The 21,231-nt window shown below is 71.7% G+C and carries 19 protein-coding genes; 11 read left to right on the top strand and 8 right to left on the bottom strand.

All coding sequences use genetic code 11. From position 1 onward, the window contains the following. The first annotated feature begins 26 nt into the window (after positions 1-26). The 5 genes from ACI3KY_RS14155 to ACI3KY_RS14135 all read left to right on the top strand — a co-directional run bounded on the left by ACI3KY_RS14155 (position 27) and on the right by ACI3KY_RS14135 (position 4,303). A complete protein-coding gene (locus ACI3KY_RS14155; RefSeq protein WP_404930801.1) occupies positions 27-1,199 on the top strand; it encodes an acyl-CoA dehydrogenase family protein in 1,173 nt (390 codons plus the stop codon). A gap of 4 nt (positions 1,200-1,203) precedes the next feature. Next, a complete protein-coding gene (locus ACI3KY_RS14150) occupies positions 1,204-2,475 on the top strand; it encodes a DUF445 domain-containing protein (RefSeq protein WP_404930800.1) in 1,272 nt (423 codons plus the stop codon). A 78-nt stretch (positions 2,476-2,553) separates the two neighbouring features. Further along, positions 2,554-2,919 (top strand): gamma-glutamylcyclotransferase family protein, encoded by a 366-nt coding sequence (locus tag ACI3KY_RS14145; RefSeq protein ID WP_404930799.1) that lies wholly within the window; start codon positions 2,554-2,556, stop codon positions 2,917-2,919. Positions 2,920-2,939: 20 nt separating this feature from the next. Next, positions 2,940-3,836, top strand: coding sequence for an agmatinase family protein (locus ACI3KY_RS14140; RefSeq protein ID WP_404930798.1), 897 nt, complete (start codon positions 2,940-2,942; stop codon positions 3,834-3,836). Then, the gene (locus ACI3KY_RS14135; RefSeq protein WP_404930797.1) at positions 3,833-4,303 is read left to right on the top strand and encodes a SixA phosphatase family protein; all 471 of its coding nucleotides are present in this window, start codon (positions 3,833-3,835) and stop codon (positions 4,301-4,303) included. Before ACI3KY_RS14140 ends, ACI3KY_RS14135 begins: the two co-directional genes overlap by 4 nt. A gap of 13 nt (positions 4,304-4,316) precedes the next feature. Here ACI3KY_RS14135 and hutI read toward each other — a convergent pair whose 3' ends face one another. From hutI to hutH, 3 genes are read right to left on the bottom strand one after another with little or no spacing between them, the layout of a single operon-like run. Beyond that, positions 4,317-5,582 carry an imidazolonepropionase gene (hutI, locus tag ACI3KY_RS14130; protein WP_404930796.1) on the bottom strand — a complete coding sequence of 422 codons (1,266 nt, stop codon included), beginning with the start codon at positions 5,580-5,582 and terminating at the stop codon, positions 4,317-4,319. A gap of 24 nt (positions 5,583-5,606) precedes the next feature. Then, positions 5,607-7,325 (bottom strand): urocanate hydratase, encoded by a 1,719-nt coding sequence (gene hutU, locus ACI3KY_RS14125; protein ID WP_404930795.1) that lies wholly within the window; start codon positions 7,323-7,325, stop codon positions 5,607-5,609. A gap of 1 nt (position 7,326) precedes the next feature. Continuing rightward, positions 7,327-8,958, bottom strand: coding sequence for a histidine ammonia-lyase (hutH, locus tag ACI3KY_RS14120; RefSeq protein WP_404930794.1), 1,632 nt, complete (start codon positions 8,956-8,958; stop codon positions 7,327-7,329). Between the two features lie 61 nt (positions 8,959-9,019). On the opposite strand from hutH, the gene ACI3KY_RS14115 reads away from it, so the two are divergent. Then, positions 9,020-9,844 carry an IclR family transcriptional regulator gene (locus ACI3KY_RS14115; RefSeq protein WP_404930793.1) on the top strand — a complete coding sequence of 275 codons (825 nt, stop codon included), beginning with the start codon at positions 9,020-9,022 and terminating at the stop codon, positions 9,842-9,844. Positions 9,845-9,864: 20 nt separating this feature from the next. Here ACI3KY_RS14115 and ACI3KY_RS14110 read toward each other — a convergent pair whose 3' ends face one another. Beyond that, positions 9,865-10,347: a YbaK/EbsC family protein gene (locus ACI3KY_RS14110; protein ID WP_404930792.1), complete on the bottom strand. Its 483-nt coding sequence runs from the start codon at positions 10,345-10,347 to the stop codon at positions 9,865-9,867. Beyond that, complete coding sequence (locus ACI3KY_RS14105; RefSeq protein WP_404930791.1) at positions 10,344-11,153, bottom strand: methyltransferase domain-containing protein; 810 nt, start codon at positions 11,151-11,153, stop codon at positions 10,344-10,346. The genes ACI3KY_RS14110 and ACI3KY_RS14105 overlap by 4 nt, the downstream gene beginning before the upstream one ends. Before the next feature lie 193 nt (positions 11,154-11,346). Here ACI3KY_RS14105 and ACI3KY_RS14100 point away from each other — a divergent pair, with 193 nt between their 5' ends. The 3 genes from ACI3KY_RS14100 (at position 11,347) to ACI3KY_RS14090 (ending at position 15,204) form a co-directional block, all read left to right on the top strand. Then, a complete protein-coding gene (locus ACI3KY_RS14100; RefSeq protein WP_404930790.1) occupies positions 11,347-12,432 on the top strand; it encodes a Glu/Leu/Phe/Val dehydrogenase dimerization domain-containing protein in 1,086 nt (361 codons plus the stop codon). A gap of 172 nt (positions 12,433-12,604) precedes the next feature. Further along, on the top strand, positions 12,605-14,200 hold the full coding sequence (locus ACI3KY_RS14095; protein ID WP_404930789.1) for an AMP-binding protein: 1,596 nt from the start codon (positions 12,605-12,607) through the stop codon (positions 14,198-14,200). Positions 14,201-14,406: 206 nt separating this feature from the next. Further along, the gene (locus ACI3KY_RS14090) at positions 14,407-15,204 is read left to right on the top strand and encodes a ZIP family metal transporter (RefSeq protein ID WP_404930788.1); all 798 of its coding nucleotides are present in this window, start codon (positions 14,407-14,409) and stop codon (positions 15,202-15,204) included. A 46-nt stretch (positions 15,205-15,250) separates the two neighbouring features. Here ACI3KY_RS14090 and ACI3KY_RS14085 read toward each other — a convergent pair whose 3' ends face one another. From ACI3KY_RS14085 to ACI3KY_RS14075, 3 genes are all read right to left on the bottom strand, one after another. Continuing rightward, complete coding sequence (locus tag ACI3KY_RS14085; RefSeq protein WP_404930787.1) at positions 15,251-16,069, bottom strand: MerR family transcriptional regulator; 819 nt, start codon at positions 16,067-16,069, stop codon at positions 15,251-15,253. An 85-nt stretch (positions 16,070-16,154) separates the two neighbouring features. Beyond that, complete coding sequence (locus ACI3KY_RS14080; protein WP_404930786.1) at positions 16,155-17,468, bottom strand: DUF222 domain-containing protein; 1,314 nt, start codon at positions 17,466-17,468, stop codon at positions 16,155-16,157. Between the two features lie 354 nt (positions 17,469-17,822). Beyond that, positions 17,823-19,079 carry a glutamyl-tRNA reductase gene (locus ACI3KY_RS14075; protein ID WP_404930785.1) on the bottom strand — a complete coding sequence of 419 codons (1,257 nt, stop codon included), beginning with the start codon at positions 19,077-19,079 and terminating at the stop codon, positions 17,823-17,825. 17 nt (positions 19,080-19,096) lie between these two features. On the opposite strand from ACI3KY_RS14075, the gene hemE reads away from it, so the two are divergent. Together hemE and ACI3KY_RS14065 are read left to right on the top strand one after the other, a co-directional pair. Further along, positions 19,097-20,155 (top strand): uroporphyrinogen decarboxylase, encoded by a 1,059-nt coding sequence (gene hemE / locus ACI3KY_RS14070; RefSeq protein WP_404930784.1) that lies wholly within the window; start codon positions 19,097-19,099, stop codon positions 20,153-20,155. Then, positions 20,148-21,231 (top strand): protoporphyrinogen/coproporphyrinogen oxidase (locus ACI3KY_RS14065; protein ID WP_404930783.1); only part of this gene is annotated, 1,084 nt, incomplete at its 3' end. The genes hemE and ACI3KY_RS14065, both read left to right, overlap by 8 nt.

Here is a 21,231-nt window from a genome sequence, read left to right as displayed (position 1 = left end):
GCACATCATGGCGTAAGAATGGCGGAGTGACTCCTTTCGACCCCGCCGACATCCTTCCGGACGAACTGCTGGAGCGCTTCCGTGCACGGGCGGCGGTGCACGACCGCGAGAACACGTTCCCCGACGAGGACCTTTCGGAGCTGAAGGATGCCGGTTACCTGGCCATCCTCGTGCCCCGTGAGCGGGGCGGCTCGGGGCTCGGCCTGGCCGAGGCATCCGTCCTCCAGCAGCGCCTCGCGGGCGCGGCCCCGGCGACGGCGCTCGCGGTCAACATGCACCTGGTGTGGACCGGCGTCGCGAAGGTGCTGGCGGACCGTGGCATCGACGCGCTGCGATTCGTGCAGGAGGGCGCGGTGGCAGGCGAGGTGTTCGCCTTCGGCATCAGCGAGGCGGGGAACGACCTCGTGCTGTTCGGAAGCGGGACGGATGCCGCGCCCCTGCCCGACGGCGGGTACTCGTTCACCGGCACCAAGATCTTCACCTCCCTCTCACCCGCGTGGACGCAGCTGGGCCTGCACGGCCTCGACACCTCGTCGGAGGACGCGCCGCGCATGGTCTACGCGTTCGTGCCGCGCTCCGAGGTCCAGGTCGGCCGCGTGGTCGTGCGCGACGACTGGGACACCCTCGGCATGCGCGGCACGCAGTCCCGCACCACCGAGCTGCGCGACGCCGTGGCGCCGGCCGACCGGGTCGTGCGCCGGCTCGCCCCCGGCCCGAACCCGGATCCCCTGGTGTTCGGCATCTTCAGCGTCTTCGAACTGCTGCTGGCCTCCGTCTACACCGGGATCGCGCGGCGCGCACTCGACCTCGCTGTGGCGACCGCCGCCAAGCGCACCTCGAAGCGCACCGGGAAGGCGTACAGCCAGGACCCCGACATCCGCTGGCGCGTCGCCGGCATGGCGCTCGCGTACGACGCCCTGCCGCCGCAGATCGAGGCGCTCGCACGCGACGTCGACGAGCTCGCCGACCACGGCGCGCGCTGGTTCTCGCTGCTTGCGGGGGTCAAGCATCGTGCGGTCACGGCGGCGAAGTCGATCGTCGACGACGCGATGCTCGTCGCCGGCGGCTCGTCGTACTTCTCCGGAAACGAGCTGAACCGGCTCTACCGTGACGTCCTCGCGGGCCTCTTCCACCCGTCCGACCCGGAGTCCGCGCACGCGACCGTCGCGACGGCATGGCTCGGACCCGTCGAGGACTGAAGCGATGTCGCCCACACCCACCCACCTCCTGAGTCCTGCCGACCAGGAGCGCCGCCGCGCACTGCGCGCGATGAAGGGCGTCGCGCTCGGCGCGCTCGTGTTCATGGCGGTGCTGTTCGCCTTCTCGTTCGCCTTCGAGCAGGACGTCCCCGCGCTCGCGTACGTCCGCGCCGCGGCGGAGGGCGGCATGGTCGGCGCGCTGGCGGACTGGTTCGCGGTGACGGCGCTGTTCCGGCATCCGCTGGGCATCCCGATCCCGCACACCGCGATCATCCCGAGCCGCAAGGACGAGATCGGCCGCACGCTCGGCGAGTTCGTCGAGACCGAGTTCCTCCGCGCCGACGTCGTGCGCACCAAGCTCGATCAGACGAAGATCGCCGCCCGGCTCGGCGAGTGGCTCAGCGCGCCCGCACATGCCGAGCGGGTCGCGGCCGAGGCATCCGTCATGGCCGGGAGCGTCCTGCGGGCGCTGAGCGATGACGACGTGCGCGACGTCATCGAGGAGCTCGCGCGCGAGCACCTGATCACGCCGGAGTGGGGGCCGCCGCTCGGCGAATGGCTCGGCCGCATCGTCGAGGCGGGCGCCCACCACGGCGCCGTCGACCTGGCCGCCGACAGCATCCAGGCGTGGCTGGCCGCGAATCAGACCGCGTTCACGGGCGTCATCTCGCGTCGCCTCCCCGGATGGGTGCCGTCGATCGCCCACCGGTTCGTCGACGACACCGTCTACAACGAGGCGGTCAAGTTCGTGGCCGCGGTGCGCGCTGATCCGGGGCATCCGGCGCGGGTCGCGATCGATGCGTACCTCGACCGCCTCGCCGCGAACCTGCAGCACGATCCCGCGACGATCGGGCGCTTCGAGGACGCGAAACTCGCAGTCTTCGACAGTCCTCGCGTGCGGGAGCTGGCCGGCGAGGTGTGGACCACGGCGAAGGCGGGGCTGCTGCGCTCCCTCGCCGATCCCGACAGCGGGCTGCGGCGACGCGCGGTGGAGGCGCTGGCCGAGATCGGCGGGCGGCTGACGACGGATGCCTCGCTCCAGCGCCGTGTGGACTCCTGGGTCACCGATGCCGCCGTCTTCCTCGTCGACCGCTATCGGCATGACATCGCGTCGATCATCACCGACACGGTCGAACGGTGGGATCCTGCCGAGACGACAGAGAAGATCGAGCTCATGGTCGGGCGCGACCTGCAGTACATCCGCCTCAACGGCACCATCGTGGGGGCATTGGCGGGTCTCGCGATCTTCTCGATCGCGCACGCGCTGCTGGGGTGATCGCTGAGCGGCGATCGCGAGTGTTAAGTCTGCGTGACGAGCCGGGAGCGCGGCGGAGCGCCGCGTTAGCCTGATGCCGTGTCGCCTGATGCCGTGTCACCTGATCAGCCGTTCGCGTACCTGTTCAGTTACGGGACGCTGCAGCACCCCGACGTCCAGCTCGACACCTTCGGGCGCCGCCTGGACAGCGACGACGACGCGCTGCCCGGCTACACCGTCGACTACGCCGAGATCCATGACACACGCGTGGTCGACCTGTCGGGACTGTCGGTGCACCCCATCGTCCGCGAGACGGGCAACCCGCTCGACAAGGTCGTCGGCAAGGCGCTCCTGGTGACGGAGGACGAGCTGGACGCCGCGGACGAGTACGAGGTCGCGCTGTACCGCCGTATCGCGGTGGTGCTGGCGAGCGGCCGCTCCGCGTGGGTCTACGTCGCGGCGTGACGGGCCGGTAGCGTCGAGACGTGACGCTTGCCCATGATCCCCTCTGGCCCCGCGCAGGTGCGTGGCCGGCCATCGACGACGACGGATGGGATGCCGCGATCCTCGGTGTTCCTGCGTTCCGCACCTCGCTCTCCCCGACGGGCGCCCATGCCACGCCCGGCGCGATCCGCGAATCCTTGCGCCGGTACAGCCCCACGCTGCTCGGACCGCCGCCGGTGGACCTGAACGAGGCCCTCCGCATCGCGGATGCGGGCGACGTCGACGAGCCCGACGGACCGGCGGGCGAGGCATCCGTCCGCACCGCTGTGGCAGCGCTGCGCGAGCGCGCCGACCTCGTCGTCGCGCTCGGCGGCGACAACTCGATCACCTACGCGGTCGCCCAGGGGGCGTCGGCCGCGGGCCTCATCACGATCGACGCCCACTTCGACCTGCGGGACGGGATCTCGAACGGATCGCCGGTGCGCCGGCTCATCGAGGACGGCCTCGACCCGCGGCGCATCGTGCAGCTCGGCATCGCCGACTTCGCCAACTCGGTGGCGTACGCACAGCGTGCGGACGACCTCGGCATCACGGTGGTGACGATGGACGACGTGCGCCGGCGCGGCGCGGCCGACGTGGTCGCCGAGGCGCTGGAGATCGCCGGTGCCGACGGCGGCGCCGTGCATCTGGACATCGACGTCGACGTCTGCGACCGTTCCGTCGCGCCCGGGTGCCCGGCATCCGTTCCCGGTGGTCTCGCGGCATGGGAGCTGCGCGCGCTGGTGCGGGCGGTGGCCGTCGACGCGCGGGTGCACAGCGCCGACATCGCGGAGGTCGACGCGACCGCCGATGCGCCGGACGGGCGCACCGTGCGGCTGGCCGCCCTCTGCGTTCTCGAGCTCCTCGCCGGACAGGCCTCGCGAAAGGTGACCACATGATCCGTCTCGTGCTGGTGCGGCATGCGAAGTCCGATTGGGGCGATCCCGGCCTCGACGATCACGACCGTCCGCTGAACGACCGCGGCATGCGCGACGCGCCCCGGATGGCCGCACGCCTCGCGGCGAGCGGATTCCGCCCCGACATCATCCTGTCGAGCACGGCGCTGCGGGCCCGGACGACGGCCGAGGCCTTCGCCGCCGAGCTGGACGTCGCGGTGTCGCTCGACCGTGAGCTGTACGGCGCTCCGGCGTCGAGCATCCTCGCGGCGGCAGCGGCGACCCATGCGCCGGCGGTCATGGTCGTCGCACACGACCCGGGAATGAGCGCCCTCGCCGCCCGCCTCTCCGGCGAGGGCATCGACCACATGCCGACGTGCGCTGTGGCGACCTTCACCTGGATGCAGGACGACTGGGATGTCGCGACCGCCGTCGACCCCGACAGCTGGACCTTCGACGCGCCGCGCTGACCCGGATCCCCGGCTAGACCGGCACGCCACCCCTCCACACGGTGCGCACGAGCGGCACACCGGGACGGTAGGCGAGGTGCACGCGCGTCGGCGCGTCCAGCAGGACGAGGTCGGCGCGCATGCCGGGGGCGAGTGCTCCGACGTCGTCGCGGCGCAGCGCTCGGGCGCCGCCGGCGGTCGCGGCCCACACCGCCTCGGACGGGGTCATGCCCATCTCGCGCACCGCGAGGGCGATCATGAGAGGCATCGAGCTCGTGAAGCTCGAGCCGGGGTTGCAGTCGCTCGCGAGCGCGACCGTCACCCCGGCGTCGATCAGCCGGCGCGCGTCGGGGTAGGGCTGTCGCGTCGAGAACTCGACACCCGGCAGCAGGGTCGCGACCGTGTCCGAGCCCGCCAGTGCGGTCACATCCTCGTCATCCAGGTAGGTGCAGTGGTCGACGGATGCCGCACCCATCGCCACCGCGAGGCGCACGCCCTCGCCCGGGCCGAGCTGGTTGCCGTGCACGCGCGGCTCGAGGCCGTGCGCGACGCCGGCGGCGAGGATCCGGCGCGCCTCCTCCGCCGTGAAGGCGCCGCGCTCGCAGAACACGTCGATCCACCGGCTGTGCGGTGCGCATGCGCGGAGCATCTCGTCGCACACGAGGTCGACGTAGGCGTCACGCCGGTCGGCATACTCGGCCGGCACCACGTGGGCGCCGAGGAAGGTGACCTCCGGGGTGACCTCGGCGGCAAGGCGCGCCAGGCGCTCCTCGTCGGCGACGGTCAGGCCGTAGCCCGTCTTGATCTCGAAGGTCGTGGTGCCCTGACGGTGCAGCTCGGTCACGAAACCGGCGAGACGGGCGCGCAGCTCGTCATCCGTCGCCGCCCGCGTCGCGGCCACCGTGCGCCGTATGCCGCCGGCCGCATACGGCGTGCCCGTCATGCGCGCCTCGAACTCGTCGGCACGGTCGCCGCCGAACACGAGGTGCGTGTGGCTGTCGACGAAGCCCGGGATGACGGCTCTTGCGCCCGCGTCGACCACCTCCATCTCCCGCGAGAGTGCAGCTGGCGGACGAGAGGTAGGGCGGTTGCCTAACCCTCGTCCACCAGATGCACTCTCGCGGTCGTGGCTCGCGTTCGCGGCGGCGGCGGCAGCGGCGGCGGCGGCAGCGGGACCCACCCACGCGATCCGGTCCCCCTCGATCAGCACGGCGGCGTCATGCAGCGTGCCGCAGGGATCGCCGTCGCGCTCGATGTTCGTCGTCAGCTCGCCGATGTGGGTGAGCAGCGTCGTCGTCACGGCATCCGTCCGTTCGTGTCGGGGTCACGCATCGAGCATCGGCACCTGAAGCCCGCGCTCGCGCGCGACCTCCTTGGCCCGCTCGTAGCCGGCGTCCACGTGGCGCATGACGCCGGTGCCCGGGTCGTTCGTGAGCACGCGGGCGAGCTTCTCGGCGGCGAGGGGGGTGCCGTCGGCGACGGTGACCTGACCGGCATGGATGCTGCGTCCGATGCCGACACCGCCGCCGTGGTGGATCGACACCCAGGCCGCGCCCGACGCGGTGTTGAGCAGCGCGTTGAGCAGCGGCCAGTCGGCGATCGCGTCGGAGCCGTCGGCCATCGCCTCCGTCTCCCGGTAGGGACTCGCCACCGAGCCGGCGTCGAGGTGGTCGCGGCCGATGACGATCGGGGCCGACAGCTCGCCCGACGCCACCATCTCGTTGAACTTGAGACCCGCGAGGTGCCGCTCCTGGTAGCCGAGCCAGCAGATGCGCGCCGGCAGCCCTTCGAAGTGCACGGCATCGCTCGCCTTGTCGAGCCACCGCACGAGACCGGCGTTGTCGGGGAAGAGCGCCTTGACCGCCTCATCGGTCTTGCGGATGTCCTCGGGGTCTCCCGAGAGGGCGACCCAGCGGAACGGTCCGCGCCCCTCGGCGAACTGCGGGCGGATGTACGCCGGCACGAAGCCCGGGAAGTCGAAGGCGCGCTCGAAGCCGCCGAGCTGCGCCTCGGCGCGGATCGAGTTGCCGTAGTCGAAGACTTCGGCGCCGGCATCCTGGAATCCGACCATCGCGGCGACGTGCTTCGCCATGCTGCCGCGGGAGCGGGCGGTGAAGGCCTCGGGATCGCGGGCGGCCTCCGCCTTCCAGTCCTCGAACGCGATCCCCACCGGCAGGTAGGCGAGCGGGTCGTGCGCGCTCGTCTGATCCGTGACGATGTCGACGGCGACCTCGCCCGCGCGATGCCGGAGCAGGATGTCGCCGAAGACCTCCGCGGCGTTTCCGACGACGCCGACCGAGAGCGCCTCGCCCGCCGCCTTCGCCGCGACGACCCGCGCGAGCGCGGCGTCGAGGTCGGTCGTGTACTCGTCGAGGTAGCCGTGTTGGACCCGGCGGGCGAGGCGCGACTCATCGACATCGACGACGAGCACCGCTCCCCCGTTGAGCGTCACGGCCAGGGGCTGCGCGCCGCCCATCCCGCCCGCGCCGCCGGTGAGCGTCAGGGTGCCCGCGAGGCTCGCGGTCGCGGCATCCGTCCCCTTCTTCTCGGCGAGGGACCGTGCGACGGCCGCGAACGTCTCGTACGTGCCTTGCAGGATGCCCTGCGTGCCGATGTAGATCCACGAGCCGGCCGTCATCTGGCCGTACATCGTGAGACCGAGCTCCTCGAGCCGGCGGAACTCGGGCCAGGTGGCCCAGTCGCCGACGAGGTTGGAGTTGGCGATCAGCACGCGGGGCGCCCACTCGTGCGTGCGGAACACGCCGACGGGCTTGCCGGACTGCACCAGCAGGGTCTCGTCGGGCTCGAGCTCGTCGAGCGTGCGGACGATCGCGTCGAACGCCGCCCAGCTGCGCGCGGCCTTGCCCGTGCCGCCGTAGACGACGAGATCCTCGGGGTGCTCGGCGACCTCGGGGTCGAGGTTGTTCATGAGCATGCGCTTGGCGGCCTCGGCGCCCCAGCTCTTCGCGGTGCGCTCCGGGCCGCGTGGCGCGCGGACAGTGGGGGCCTTCACCTCGGCCGTCGAACCTGTGGAAACGGACATCTCACTCCTTCTTGCTGGTCGAGAGGGCGGCGCTCTGAAAGGCGCGGGTGGGGAAGGCGGCCTGGGCGACGGCGCCGGACGCGACCAACGTGGTCGCGGCCTCCATCTCGGGTGACAGGAACCGGTCGGGTCCGGGTCCGCCCGCGACGGTGCGCACCAGGTCGCGCACGGCGCCGGTCGCAGCGCCGGGCTGCAGCGGCGCACGCAGGTCGAGGGCGCGTGCGGCCGTCAGCACCTCGATGGCGAGCACGCGCGAGAGCCCGTCGACCGCGCGGCGCAGCTTGCGTGCCGCGGCCCACCCCATCGACACGTGGTCCTCCTGCATGGCCGATGACGGGATGGAGTCGACGGATGCCGGCACCGCGAGCCGCTTCAGCTCCGAGACGATCCCCGCCGCGGCGTACTGGGCGATCATGAAGCCCGAGTCGACGCCCACCTCGTGCGCGAGGAACGGCGGGAGGCCGTTGCTGCGGGCGGGGTCGAGCGCGCGGTCGGTGCGGCGCTCCGAGATCGAGGCGACGTCGGCGACGGCGATCGCGAGGAAGTCGAGCACGTACGCCACCGGAGCACCGTGGAAGTTGCCGTTGGACTCGACGCGGCCATCGTCGGTGATGACGGGGTTGTCGACGGCGGCGGCGAGCTCTCGCGTCGCGATCGTGAGCGCATGGTCGGCGGTGTCGCGCGCGGCGCCGTGCACCTGGGGCGAGCAGCGCAGCGAGTACGCATCCTGCACGCGCGTGCAGACGGCGGGGTCCCGGTGCGACGCGACGATGGGCGAGCCGGCCAGCACGGCACGCAGGTTCGCGGCCGACACCGACTGGCCCACCTGGGGGCGCAGGGCCTGCAGGTCGGCGGCGAACACGGCGTCGGTGCCCAACTGCGATTCGACCGACATCGCGGCGGCGACGTCGGCGGTGTCCAGAAGCAGCGAGATGTCGTGGAGCGCGAGCAGCAGCATCCCGAGCATGCCGTCGGTGCCGTTGATGAGCGCGAGTCCCTCCTTCTCGCGCAGCACAAGAGGGGTGAGGGATGCCGCGGCCAGCGCGTCGGCGGCCTCGACCTCTTCGCCGTCGGCGTTGCGGACGCGGCCCTCGCCCATCGCGGCGAGCGCGACGTGCGACAGCGGGGCGAGGTCGCCCGAGCAGCCGAGCGAGCCGTACTCGCGGACGATCGGTGTGATGCCGGCGTTGAGCATGCCCGCGTAGGTCTCGACGATGACAGGGCGCACGCCGGTGTGGCCGGTGGCGAGGGTCTGCAGCCGCAGCAGCATGAGGGCGCGCACGACCTCGCGCTCCACCTCGGGCCCGGTGCCGGCCGCGTGCGAGCGGATGAGGCTCGCCTGCAGCTGCCTGCGCCGCTCGGGGGCGATGAACGTGGTGGCGAGCGCGCCGAAGCCGGTCGAGATGCCGTAGTGGGGTTCGGGGTCGTCGGCGAGCCCTTCGACGAGGGCGCGGGACGCCGCCACGCGGGCCAGCGCCTCGGGGGCGACGATGACGTGTGCGCCGTGGCGGGCGACGGCGACGACGTCCGCCGGGGCCAGGGGCGCCGCACCGAGTGTGACGGCGCGGCGGCTCACGGCCGGGGCGTCGCTCGCGGATGTGGGCGTGACGGTGCTGTCGAGACTCGCGCTCATGCTCCGATTCCACACCGCCGGGCTGCCGCGCGACACCGGCTCGTGGCATCCTGTGTCTGTCATGCCAGACAGCCGAGATCTCTCGTCCGACCCGCCCGTCGCGGATCCCGCACGCCCGCAGGTGCCGGCCGCCGACCAGACGCTGCGGATCCTGTCGTTCCTCGCGCGCCAGCGCGGTCCCGCCCCGGCGCGGGCGATCGCGACCGCGCTCGGCATTCCGCGCTCCACGGTGTACCACCTGCTCACCACGCTGCAGGAGCACCAGTTCGTCGTGCACCTGCCCGAAGAGCGTCGGTGGGGCCTCGGCATCGCCGCCTTCGAACTGGCCGGTGGATATTCGCGTCAGGAGCCACTGGCCCGTCTGGGGCGGCCCGTGCTCGCCGACCTCGTCGACCGGGCAGGCGAGAGCGCGCATCTCGCCGTGATGCACGGACGCGACGTGCTCTACATCGTCGAGGAGCGTGCGCCGCGCCGGCCCGCACTCGTGACCGACGTCGGCGTGCGCCTTCCTGCGCACCTGACGGCGACGGGCCGGGCGATGCTCGCGGCCCTGCCGCGCGAGCAGGTGCGGGCGCTGTTCCCGGATGCCGCGGCCTTCGCCGACCGGACCGGCCGAGGACCTCGCCGGCCCGGCGAGCTGCGGGAGGTGCTGCGCGAGGTGCGCGACCGTGGCTACGCGATCGAAGACGGCGAGGTCACGCTCGGCATGCGCTCGATCGGCGCCGTCGTGCGCGACCACACCGGCTGGCCCGCGGCCGCCGTCGCGCTCACGTGGTCGGCGAGCGCCGGCAGCCCCGAGACGGAGACCTCGGCAGTCCTCTCCGCCGCGGCACGCGCGGCCGCCGACGAGCTCGAGCGGCGCATCGGGCGCAGCCGACGCGCCTGACGAAGCGGAGCCGTCCGTCGTCAGTCGACCTTGGCGACCGTCCCGCCGGTGAGGCGCACGAGCTCGTCGAATGTCATCGGGAAGACGGTGTGCGGAGTGCCTCCGGCGGCCCAGATCTCGGGGTAGCGGGCGAGGTCTTCGTCGACGACGGTGCGGAGCGCCGACGGATGCCCCGTGGGAGCGACCCCGCCGATCGCCTGCCCGGTGGCCTCGCGCACCTGCTCGGGTGTCGCACGCTGGATCTTGCCGAGACCCAGGCGCTCGGCGAGCGCTGCGGTGTCGACGCGGTGGGCCCCGCTCGTCATGACGAGGAGCGGTGCGCCGTCGCAGAAGAAGACGAGGCTGTTGGCGATCGCTCCCACCTCGACACCGAGAGCCGCCGCCGCCAGTGCCGCGGTGGAGGCGGCATCCGGAAGCACGACGATGTCGCCGGGAATGCCGGCGGCCCGGATGGCATCGTGGACGAGACGGCTGCGCGCGGGCAGCGAGGCGGACGTGGTCACCGGGCGGCCTCCCGACGGGTTCCGTGCGCGAGGATCTCGCCGTGCGGCATCAGCAGCCAGCCGTCTTCGGCCGCGGCCCACTCCCGCCAGCCGTCCGAGATGCGCTGCAGCTGCGCGTCGTCGGCGCCCGTCGCGCGCGCCGAGTCGGCGAAGGCGGACTGCAGCACGCGGTCGGCCCACATCCCGCCCCACCAGGCCCGGTCGCCCTCGTCTTCGAACAGCCACAGCGACGCGGTGGCCCGGATGTCGGTGAGTCCGGCTTCTCGCGCCCATGCCTTCAATCGGCGACCGGCGGCGGGCTCGCCTGCGACGCTCCGGTGGGTGGTGAGGTAGAGCGCGAGCCATTCGTCGAGCGCGGGGATCAGCGGGTACCAGATCACGCCCTCGTAGTCGACGTCGCGTGCGGCCACGAGCCCATCCGGCCCCGCGACCCGGCCGAGCTCGCGCAGCATGCCGACCGGCCGGTCCACGTGCTGCAGCACCTGGTGGGCGTGCACGACGTCGAACTCGCCCTCGTCGTAGGGCAGGGCGTACGCATCGCCGACCTCGAACGAGAGGCCGGGCGCCGTGTGGTCGGCGGCGGCCTGAGCGATCACGTCGGCCGAGGCATCCGTCCCCACCACACGACCAGGTGCCACCAGCGCGGCGAGATCAGCCGTGATCGAACCCGGTCCGCTGCCCACGTCGAGTACGGAGAGCCCGGGACGCAGGTGCGGCAGGAGATAGGCGGCGGAGTTCTCGGCAGTGCGCCAGCGGTGCGACCGCAGGACGCTCTCATGATGACCGTGGGTGTAGGCATCCGGCATCCATCGATGCTATCGATTGCGCGCACTCTGGTGACGCATGCGCAGGCTTCTCCCCCTACAGGTCGCAATCTGCGCACTCGCCGACGCCACACTTGAACAATCCGGCGAACCGGTGTGCAATGGGAGGTGGATGCCGCAACGCCGCGCCATCCGCAGCGCACCGCCCACGAGGCCCGCCGAAGGAAGTATCGCGATGATGCACACTGTGCCCACTCTGCCCCTGCCCGATTTCGCACACGAGCGGGTGGAGGTGATCACCGGACGGCGCAGCGGCCTCTTCCTCACCGTCGCGCTGCACTCGTCCGCACTCGGCTCGGCTCTCGGCGGCGCGCGGCTCTGGACGTATCCGCACTGGAGCGACGCCCTCGGCGACGCGCTGCGGCTGTCGGCTGCCATGACGCTCAAGAACGCCGCGGCCGGCCTCGACGCGGGTGGCGGCAAGTCCGTGATCGCCCTGCCGCCGGGCACGACGCTCGACGCCGATCGTCGGCGCGCCGCCTTCCTCGACCTCGGCGACGCCGTCGAGTCTCTGCACGGCCTGTACCGGACCGCCGAAGACGTCGGCTCGACGACCGACGACATGCTCGTCGTCAGCGAGCGCACCGAGCACGTGGTCGGGCTGCCCGATGCGGTCGGCGGCTCGGGCGAGCCCGCGGGCCCCACGAGTCTCGGCGTCTATGAGGCCCTGCGCGCGACGCTCGAGCGCGTCGCCGGCACCGCCGATGTGGCGGGCCGTCGCATCACGATCTCGGGTCTCGGCCAGGTGGGCAGCCGTCTCGCGGTCCGCCTCTCCGCGGAGGGTGCGCGCCTGACCGTGACCGACGTGAACCCGGCCAAGCGCGACCTCGCGGCAGAGCTGGGCGCCGACTGGGTCAGCCCCGGCGAGGAGCACCTGGCGCCGGCCGATGTGTTCGTGCCCGCCGGCATCGGCGGCCTCCTCACCGACGAGGTCATCGACGCGCTCGACGCGAAGGCCGTGTGCGGACCCGCCAACAACCCACTGGCCGATCACAGCGGCGCCCAGCGACTCGCCGGTCGCGGCATCCTGTACGCCCCTGACTTCGTCGTCAACGCGGGCGGTGTGATCTACCTCGATCTCGAGGCGAAGCAGCTCGGCACCCGTGCCGAGATCATGGACCGGGTCGCGCAGATCGGCGACACCGTGCGCCGGATCTTCGACGCCGCCGAGTCGCGGGGAGTGACCCCGCTCGAGGCCGCCGAGGGTCTCGCCGCCGAGCGGCTCGCCGCCGGCGGTCGTCAGCCCGCGCTCGCCCACTGACGGCGGTGACGCCCGGCCGGGACTGACACTGCGTTCCACCGTTGACGGAATCGCGTGCCAGGATCCGCGATCGGGGTGGCATGATGGTCGCACGGCGTCGCGAGGGTGCGGCGACCGGCCGTCCGCGCCACCCCGATCAGAGATCCGCGCCACCCCGATCAAAGGAGATCCGGTGTTCACCAGCCCTCGTCCCGATGTCGAGATCCCCGAACTGAGCATCTACGACTACCTCTTCGCGAGCCTGACCGACGAGGATCTCGGGCGGGTCGCGCTCATCGACCCCGCCACCGGCGCCGAGACGACCTACGGCGCTCTCCGCGGGCAGATCGACCTGTTCGCGGGAGCTCTCGCTGCACGCGGCGTGGGCCTCGATACCGTGCTCGGGCTGCTGTGCCCGAATGTGCCGGCGTTCGCGACGGTGTTCCACGGCATTCTCCGGGCGGGTGCGACGGTCACGACCGTGAATTCGCTCTACACCGCCGGCGAGATCGAGAAGCAACTGCGGGATGCCGGGGCGACCTGGCTCATCACGGTCAGTCCGCTGCTCCCCCAGGCGTCGACCGCTGCCGAGGCCGTCGGCATCCCCCACGACCGCGTCATCGTGCTCGACGGAGCGTCCGGGCATCCGAATCTCCGCGAGCTGCTCTCCGAGGGCGCCACGGCGCCGGAGGTCTCGTTCGACCCCGCGACCCACGTCGCGGTGCTGCCCTATTCGTCGGGCACGACCGGCGTGCCGAAGGGCGTGATGCTCTCGCATCGCAACCTCGTCGCGAACGTGGCGCAGTGCGTGCCCAATATGAACCTCGAGCCGACCGATCGTGTGCTCGCGGTGCTGCCGTTCTTCCATATCTACGGCATGACGGTGCTGCTGAACCTCGCCCTGCGCAAGCGCGCGAGCCTTGTCACGATGCCGAAGTTCGACCTCGTGGAGTTCTTGACGAACATCCAGAAGTACCAGTGCACGTACCTGTACATCGCTCCCCCGATCGCGGTGGCTCTCGCCAAGCACCCGATCGTCGACCAGTTCGACATCTCGAGCGTGCACACGGTGTTCTCGGGCGCGGCACCGCTCGACGGCGAGACCGCCGACATCGCCGGCCGGCGGATCCACGCACGCATGCTGCAGGGCTACGGCATGAGCGAGCTGAGCCCCGTCTCGCACGCGATGTACTACGGCCGCGACGACGAGCCGGTCAGCTCCGTCGGTGGAATGCTGCCCAACACGCTCAACAAGCTCGTCGACACCGAGACCGGCGAAGAGATCACCGAGGTCGGCCCCGATGGCGTCACAAAGCCGGGCGAGCTGTGGGTCAAGGGGCCGAACGTCATGCTCGGCTACCTGAACCAGCCCGAGGCGACAGCCGAGACGCTCGATGCCGACGGCTTCCTCCACACCGGCGACATCGCCGTGTACCACGAGGGCGGGTACTTCTCGATCGTCGACCGGGTCAAGGAGCTCATCAAGTACAAGGGCTATCAGATCGCACCGGCCGAGCTCGAGGCGTTGCTGCTGAGTCATCCGAAGGTGATGGATGCCGCGGTCATCGGCGTGCTCGACGACGACAAGCAGGAGATCCCGAAGGCCTTCATCGTGCCCGCGCCGGAATCCGGGCTCACCGAGGACGAGGTCATGACCTTCGTCGCGGAGCAGGTCGCCCCGCACAAGAAGGTGCGTCGCGTCGAGTTCATCGAGGCGATCCCCAAGTCGACCGCCGGCAAGATCCTTCGCAAGGATCTCCGCGCCCGCGAGGCCGCCGCCACGGTCTGAGCGCCCGCGGGATCACGGGCCCGCGGATGGACGCGTTCCGCCTGGGCCCGTGATCGCGCGTGGTTCGCCCTCTCCGCTTCCGCTCCCGGCCGTTGAGCGAGCGAGCGCCCGCCAGCCAGACGAAACGCCTCGCTCGCTCGGCCACCCCGGCGTGCCTCTCGTCGCACCTCCCCCCGCCAGACGACCCCGGCCACTAGGTTGGCGCCATGGATGGCGTCTGGCTCGCCGCGCTGAGCGGCCTCATCGGCGGCGGAGCGCTGCTCCTCGGCGCGGCCGTCGCCTGGTTCGTCGCGATCCCGCAGCGGGTCGTCGCGGGCATCATGGCGCTCGGCGCCGGTGTGCTGATCTCGACGCTGGCCTTCGAACTGGTCGAACAGGCCGCCGAGGACGGCGGGCTGGTGCCGACGACGGTCGGCTTCCTGGGCGGCGCGATCCTCTACATCGTCGCGGATCAGCTGATCTCTCGCCCGCGCTCGGCGCGGGTCCCCTCGGCGCGCGCGGCCGGACAGGATGCCGCCCCCGCCGATCCGCCGGCGAACATCGTGGCGCGGCGTGCGGCGGGGGCCGCGGGCAGTGCGGGCGTCGTGATCGCGGTCGGTGCGCTGATCGACGGCATCCCGGAGTCGATCGTGATGGGTCTGTCGGTGCTGGAGGGTGGGATCAGCATCCCCATCGTGGCCGCCATCGCGATCAGCAACATCCCCGAGGGGCTCGGATCGACGGCCGCCCTCAAGCGCGGGGGCAGGAGCGGACGCTATGTCGCGGTGCTGTGGATCGGCATCGCCATGGTCACGGTCGTGGCGGCGGTCGTCGGCTACGTCGCGTTCCAATCGGCTCCGCCGAGCCTCATCGCGCTGATCACGACGATCGCCGCCGGCGGGCTGCTCGCCATGGTGTGCAACACGATGATCCCAGAGGCGTTCGACGAGCAGCACGCCCTCACCGGGCTGTGGGCGACGATCGGCTTTCTCGGCGCGTTCCTGCTGCACGAGCTGGCCGGCTGACCCCTCCCTGCGACCAGCGACGGGTCAGCCTCGTCGGCCGGGAGCTTCAGTCCTTCTCGACGGGGACGATGAGGTCGGTGACCCACTCCGACTGATCGAGCCCGGGGCCGGCCTCGACGTACACCTCGCGTGTGGGGCCGACGATGCGGTAGCCGTCCTCGACGACCTGGCTCATCAGCGTCATCCACGACCTGCCGATGCTCGGCATGTCTCCGTGGTGCGTGAGGACGCCGGCTGTCGGGATGTGAGGCAGTTCGACCACGTCGTATCCCTCGCCCGGGACCGGCTCGGGGTCGGCCGTGAAGCTCACGTGCACCGAGAGCTCCTCGGAGTCCGGCACGGTCTCGTACCAGAACACGCCGGGCTCACGCGGAGCACGGCCCGCGGCACCGAGTGCCCGATCGAGGCGTTCCAGCAGGGGGTCGATCACGGGCGAGACGTTCTCGGGTCCCATCCCCGGTGCGCGCCCACCGACGGCGTAGACGGTGACGGGTGCGACCGGACGGTATTCGACAGCGGACATGGCGTTTCCTTCCAGGGTGCGAAGACGTTCGTCGATGTGGGCGAGCCGGTCCTGATCCGCGGCGATCGAAGCCTCGAGCTGCGCACGGCGCTGCTGCAGCGCCTCGCGCATGGCGGCGGATCGATCGGGGGCGGACAGGACATCGCCGATCACATCGAGACCGCAGCCGAGCTCGCGCAGTTCGACGAGTCGCAGCAGGTCGGCCAGCTGCGCGTCGGCGTAGTGGCGGTAGCCGGTGCGATCGTCGACGTGCGCGGGAGGCAGGATGCCGATCGCGTCGTAGTGACGCAGCATGCGTACGCTCACCCGCCCGATCGCGGCGAAGTCTCCGATGGTGTACATGGTGGAGTCCACGTTCGGCCCTGACACAGTGTGAGAGTCAACCAGAAGACCGAGAAATGCGACAGACTGCGGGGTCCCGGTCTCCTCAGAACGGCGCGCTGCTCGCGTCGCCTGCGCGGTCGCTGCGGAACACCGGAACCTTGCGTTCGGGCTGCACCACGTAGCGCCGCCCGGTGGGTGAGATCCACTCGAGAGCGCCGCCGGATCCTGGAACCTGCGTGACGACCCAATCGGTGTTGTCCTTGACGAGGTGGTGGCCTTTGCACAACGGGGCGTGGTTCTCGAGCGCCGTCTCGCCCTGGTCTGCCCACCTGATCTGATGGTCGACCTCGCACCGGGATGCCGGCACCCCGCAGCCAGGACCCATGCATCGATCCGCTCGCCATTTCACGAGCTTCTGTAGCGCGGCCGGCGGAGTGTACCGGTCCCGGCCGACGGACAGGACGACGGCTGTCTCCGGATGCGTGAGCACTCGCATCCACTTCGCCTCGCCGCCGCAGAGTTCCCTGGCACGCGACAGCGGAACCGGCCCGACCCCTTCGACCACCGGCGGGTCACCGGCCGCCGCAGCCTCGTCGTCGAGCAGCGACAGCACCGGCACGGTCACGACAACCGCGGCCCTGATGCCCGATGCCGTGGCCGGATGGTGCGCGGTCGTGCCGTCGATGAGAAGGTCGGCGACGACGTCGGCGCGGATCTGATCGAGTGTCCGCGTCTCGCCCGGCGACTTCTTGATCGCCTTCGCCATCGCCGTCGCGCGACCGAAGATGGCGTGCAGCTCGACCTGCGGACCATGCAGCATCAGGAGACCCATGCCGTCGGCGCCGGATTCGACGACCACCCGACGACCACCGAGCGCCGCGGCGTGACGCTCTTCGAGAGTCCTGCTCTCGAGCCGCGCGATGAGGTCGCGGAGGCCGCGCCGGAATGTTCCGACCGGCTCCGCCTCGGCGAGCGCGACAGCGCGCTCGACGACGTCGGCTCGCAGCTCGGGCGTGACCTGATCCACGAGGTCTATGAAGATCTCGGCGTGCTTCTCGGTGATGCGCGCGCCCGACAGTGCATCCAGGGCACTCGGATAGCGGTTGACCAGAGCATCGGCCTGCATGAGCAGGCGCCCTGCCGCGTACTCGGTGATGCGCATTCCCGCCGAGAGCTCGAGCCGGATGGATCGCTCCGCCATCTCGACCGCGCCCGCCCCTCTCCCGACGATCGGCGAGAGTGCCTCATGCCGCATCGCCTCGATTCTGCGGAGCCGTTCAGCGGCGAACACCGCGAGCATCGTGGCGGACTCGAGCACCAAGTCGACGGCATCCGGCACAGGCGGCAGGAACTCATCATCGCCGCCGTCGGCGCATCCCGACCCCTGGGGACCGGGATGCGGCGCGGAATGTCTCATACCTCAAGCGTAGAACATATCTTCGATATGTCACAAGCAGTTTCCGTCGAATGTGCCCCCTGCCGGCTCCGCCAATCTGTCCTCTTCTTGCGTCACCGCGAGTTTCGCGCGAAGAAGTTGCCGCCGCTTGCGCAACCCGCACTCACGTCGCCGTCCCTCGTCCCTTTGGGTTGACTTGCCTCGTTGTACGCGACACGCCCGGCGTGTCGTACATATGCGGCAAGTCAACGAATACGCGGGGCGGGGCACAGCGGGGAACGCAGCGCGGATGCGCCATGCGGCGAGGAACGCAGCGCCGACCGCGCGGAACGCAACGCGCGGTCGTGACAGAACGCCCGCGGGCGTCGGGATCCCCTACGCGGTTTCCCAGAGGTCGTCGTCGGCGGCGGTGTCGACGGCGCCGGGAGCGTCGATCGACAGACCGTGCAGCAGCTCGAGCGCCGCGCGGACCTCATCGATGCGCCCCTCGACCGTGAGCTCCCGAATGCGCACGGACGGCTGGTGCAGCAGGACGCCGGCGAGGTGCCGCAGCGCCGCCTCGACCTCGTCGCCGGCACCGCGCGAGCGCGCCCGCACGATCTCATCGTCGAGCGTCTTCAGCACCTCGGTGCGCAATGCCGTGATGGCCGGCCCGGCGAGCCGGTCGGCGTGGAACTCGGTCGCCGCGTCTCCGACGATCGCGCGGGCGTCGGCGTGCGCGCTGAACTCCTGGAGCGGTGCGTGCAGCCGGATGGTCTCGAGGTCGAGCAGCTCGACACCGGCGACCAACCCGACGGCGGGGTCGACGTTGCGGGGCAGTCCGAGGTCGATCACGAGCACCCGGCGCCCCGGAACGAACGCGTCGGCGTGCACCACCGCGTCGGCGGTGCAGGTGATGACCACATCCGCCTGGGCGGCCGCAGCGGCGAAGTCCGAGACCGGGATGAGCCCGTGCTGCGTCGCGAACGCGTGCGCGCGACCTGACGGAGAGAAGACGTGGATGTCGCCGGCGCCGCGAGCGCGCAGCGCATCGACGGTGCGCTGCGCATAGCGACCGGTGCCGACCAGCACGACGCGCGCGGCGGCCCAGTCGGCGACGCGGCTCGAAGCGAGTTCGAGGGCGAGGCGCACAAGCGAACGGTGCGCACCGCGCAGCTGCGTGCGGTTGCGCACGCCGCGGCTGGTGTGGGTCGCTTTCTGGAACAGGCGCTCGAGCTCGCTGCTGGTCATGCCGTCGGCGCGAGCGGCGTCGAGAGCGCGGCGCACCTGGCCCGAGATCTCGTCTTCGCCGACGACCATCGACTCCAGTCCGCTGGTGACGGCGAATAGGTGGGCTGCAGCATCCGCTCCCTGATGCACCGCGACCGACGCACGCAGCAGATCGACCGGAACATCGGATGCCGCGGCCATCGCTTCGACGACCGACTCCACTGCGACGGCCTCGCCGCCGGTGAGCGGCTCGTCGATGTCGAGATACGCCTCGAACCGGTTGCACGTCGCGAGCACGACCGCGCCGGAAACGAAGAGCTCGTCATCCACGAGAGCGCGCGTCGCCGTGGGCGCTCCCACAGAGAGACGCTCCAAGATGTCGAGGCTCGCGTTCCGATGGTTCGCGGTCAGACAGAGGAGCACAGACCTAATCTTAACGTGTGTCGTTGCATGACTCTCACCCTTCCGTCCTTCAGAGAAACCATCCCCCCGCGCTGATACGCGCGTATCGGGGTGATCGTCCGACCCGGACGCCGGTGTGGTTCATGCGCCAGGCGGGGCGCTCCCTCCCCGAGTACCGCGAGCTGCGCGTGGGCACCGACATGCTCGACGCGTGTCTGAACCCCGAACTGGCCAGCGAGATCACGCTGCAGCCCGTGCGCCGCCACGGCGTGGACGCCGGCATCTTCTTCAGCGACATCGTGATCCCGGTGCGGTTGTCGGGCGTCGACGTCCACATCGTCGCCGGCCGCGGGCCGGTGCTCGAGAACCCGGTGAGAACGGCGGCGGATGTCGCGGCCCTGCCACCGCTCGACCCCGAGGCCTTGGCCCCCATTCGTGAAGCCGTCGCCCTCACGGTCGCCCAGCTGGGCGAGACGCCGCTCATCGGCTTCGCGGGCGCCCCGTACACGCTGGCGTCGTACCTGGTCGAGGGCGGGCCATCCAAGGAGCAGCTCCGCACCCGCGCCTTGATGCACTCCGACCCCGAGACCTGGGCGGCGCTGCTGACGTGGTGCGCCGAGATCACCGGAGCCTTCCTCGCCGCGCAGATCGAGGCGGGTGCCTCGGCCGGGCAGCTCTTCGACTCGTGGGCGGGCTCGCTGAGTCTCGCCGACTACACCCGGCATGTCGCGCCCTTCTCGGCGCGCGCGCTCGAGCCGGTGCGCGAGCTCGGCGTCCCGCTCGTCCACTTCGGCGTCGGCACCGGAGAGCTGCTCGCCGCGATGCGCGACGTCGGCGTCGACACGGTCGGCGTCGACTGGCGCCTGCCGCTCGACGAGGCCGTGCGGCGCATCGGGCCGGACGTCTCGGTGCAGGGCAACATCGACCCGGCCTTGCTGCGCGCCCCGTGGCCGGTGCTCGAAGCCCACATCGTCGACGTGCTGGAACGCGGGCGTGCAGCCCGCGCCCACGTGCTGAACCTCGGCCACGGCGTTCCGCCCGACACCGACCCGACCGTGCTGACGCGCATCGTGGAGTTCGTCCACGCGCATGGCTGAATCCTCGGCGGCCGGGCGCTTCTCCGTCGTCGGCGGCGGCGTCGCAGGCCTGGTCGTCGCCCGCCGGCTCGCAGCGTCGGGCGCGGCGGTGACCCTGTTCGAGGCATCCGATCGCCTCGGCGGAACCGTCGCGCGACACGACGTCGCCGGCATCGCGCTGGATGCCGGCGCCGAGAGCTTCGCCGTCCGCGGCGGGGTCGTCGCGGCGCTGCTGGTGGAGCGCGGCCTCGCCGACGACATCGTCGCCCCCGCGCCCGGGCCGGCGTGGCTCCAGCCCGTGGTGGGCGACGCGGTGCCGTTGCCGGCGACCGCACTGCTCGGCATCCCGTCCGATCCGCTCGCCGACGACGTGGTGCGCGTGATCGGCCGCCGGGCGGCGGAGCGGGCGGTCGAGCTCGACGCGCGCCCGCTGGGAACAGTGCCGTCGACCCTCGGCGCCCTCGTCCGCGAGCGATACGGCGACGACGTGCTCGACCTCCTGGTGGCCCCCGTGGTGCACGGCGTGCACTCGCAGCACCCGGACGAGCTGCCCGTCACCCGCGCGCATCCCGGGCTGCCGGATGCTCTTGCGAGCGCCGGGTCTCTCGGCGGGGCCGTCGCGCAGCTGCGCGCCGCCGCTCCCCCGGGCGCCGCGGTCGCGGGCATCCGCGGGGGCGTCAACCGCATCGTGCCCGCGCTGGCGGACGACCTGACGCGCCTGGGCGCCGACATCCGCCTCGGCACCCGCATCGACGACCTCGCGACGCTCGACGGCACGGTCGTCGTCGCCGCGCCCAGCCTCGCCGCACCTGCCGCTCCGGGGCGTCGCATCGACCTCGTGACACTCGTGGTGGAGCAGGACGAATTGGATGCCGCGCCTCGCGGCACCGGACTGCTCGTCGCCGCCGGGGCACCGGTCGGCGCCCGGGCTCTCACCCACGCCACCGCCAAATGGGCGTGGCTGCGGGACGCCGCCGCCGGCCGGCACGTGCTGCGCCTGTCGTACGACGCGACGCCCACCGATCCCGTGGCCGCTGCGCGCGCCGACGCCGAGACGCTCCTCGGCGTGCCGCTGCCGGTGGTGGTCGATGCCGCAC

The sequence above is a fragment of the Microbacterium sp. ZW T2_14 genome, assembly GCF_044987405.1.
Classification (GTDB): Bacteria; Actinomycetota; Actinomycetes; order Actinomycetales; family Microbacteriaceae; genus Microbacterium.
The sequence above is the reverse complement of the archived record's forward strand: the minus strand, read 5'-3'. Positions and strand labels throughout refer to the sequence as shown.

What these genes read in the sequence shown, in the direction of transcription:
- ACI3KY_RS14080 (WP_404930786.1), bottom strand. Translation starts at nt 17,468, where the DNA reads ATGAGACATTCCGCGCCGCATCCCGGTCCCCAGGGGTCGGGATGCGCC.
- ACI3KY_RS14090 (WP_404930788.1), top strand. Translation starts at nt 14,407, where the DNA reads ATGGATGGCGTCTGGCTCGCCGCGCTGAGCGGCCTCATCGGCGGCGGA.
- ACI3KY_RS14105 (WP_404930791.1), bottom strand. Translation starts at nt 11,153, where the DNA reads ATGCCGGATGCCTACACCCACGGTCATCATGAGAGCGTCCTGCGGTCG.
- ACI3KY_RS14115 (WP_404930793.1), top strand. Translation starts at nt 9,020, where the DNA reads ATGCCAGACAGCCGAGATCTCTCGTCCGACCCGCCCGTCGCGGATCCC.
- hutH (WP_404930794.1), bottom strand. Translation starts at nt 8,958, where the DNA reads ATGAGCGCGAGTCTCGACAGCACCGTCACGCCCACATCCGCGAGCGAC.
- ACI3KY_RS14150 (WP_404930800.1), top strand. Translation starts at nt 1,204, where the DNA reads ATGTCGCCCACACCCACCCACCTCCTGAGTCCTGCCGACCAGGAGCGC.
- ACI3KY_RS14135 (WP_404930797.1), top strand. Translation starts at nt 3,833, where the DNA reads ATGATCCGTCTCGTGCTGGTGCGGCATGCGAAGTCCGATTGGGGCGAT.
- ACI3KY_RS14085 (WP_404930787.1), bottom strand. Translation starts at nt 16,069, where the DNA reads ATGTACACCATCGGAGACTTCGCCGCGATCGGGCGGGTGAGCGTACGC.
- ACI3KY_RS14100 (WP_404930790.1), top strand. Translation starts at nt 11,347, where the DNA reads ATGATGCACACTGTGCCCACTCTGCCCCTGCCCGATTTCGCACACGAG.
- hutU (WP_404930795.1), bottom strand. Translation starts at nt 7,325, where the DNA reads ATGTCCGTTTCCACAGGTTCGACGGCCGAGGTGAAGGCCCCCACTGTC.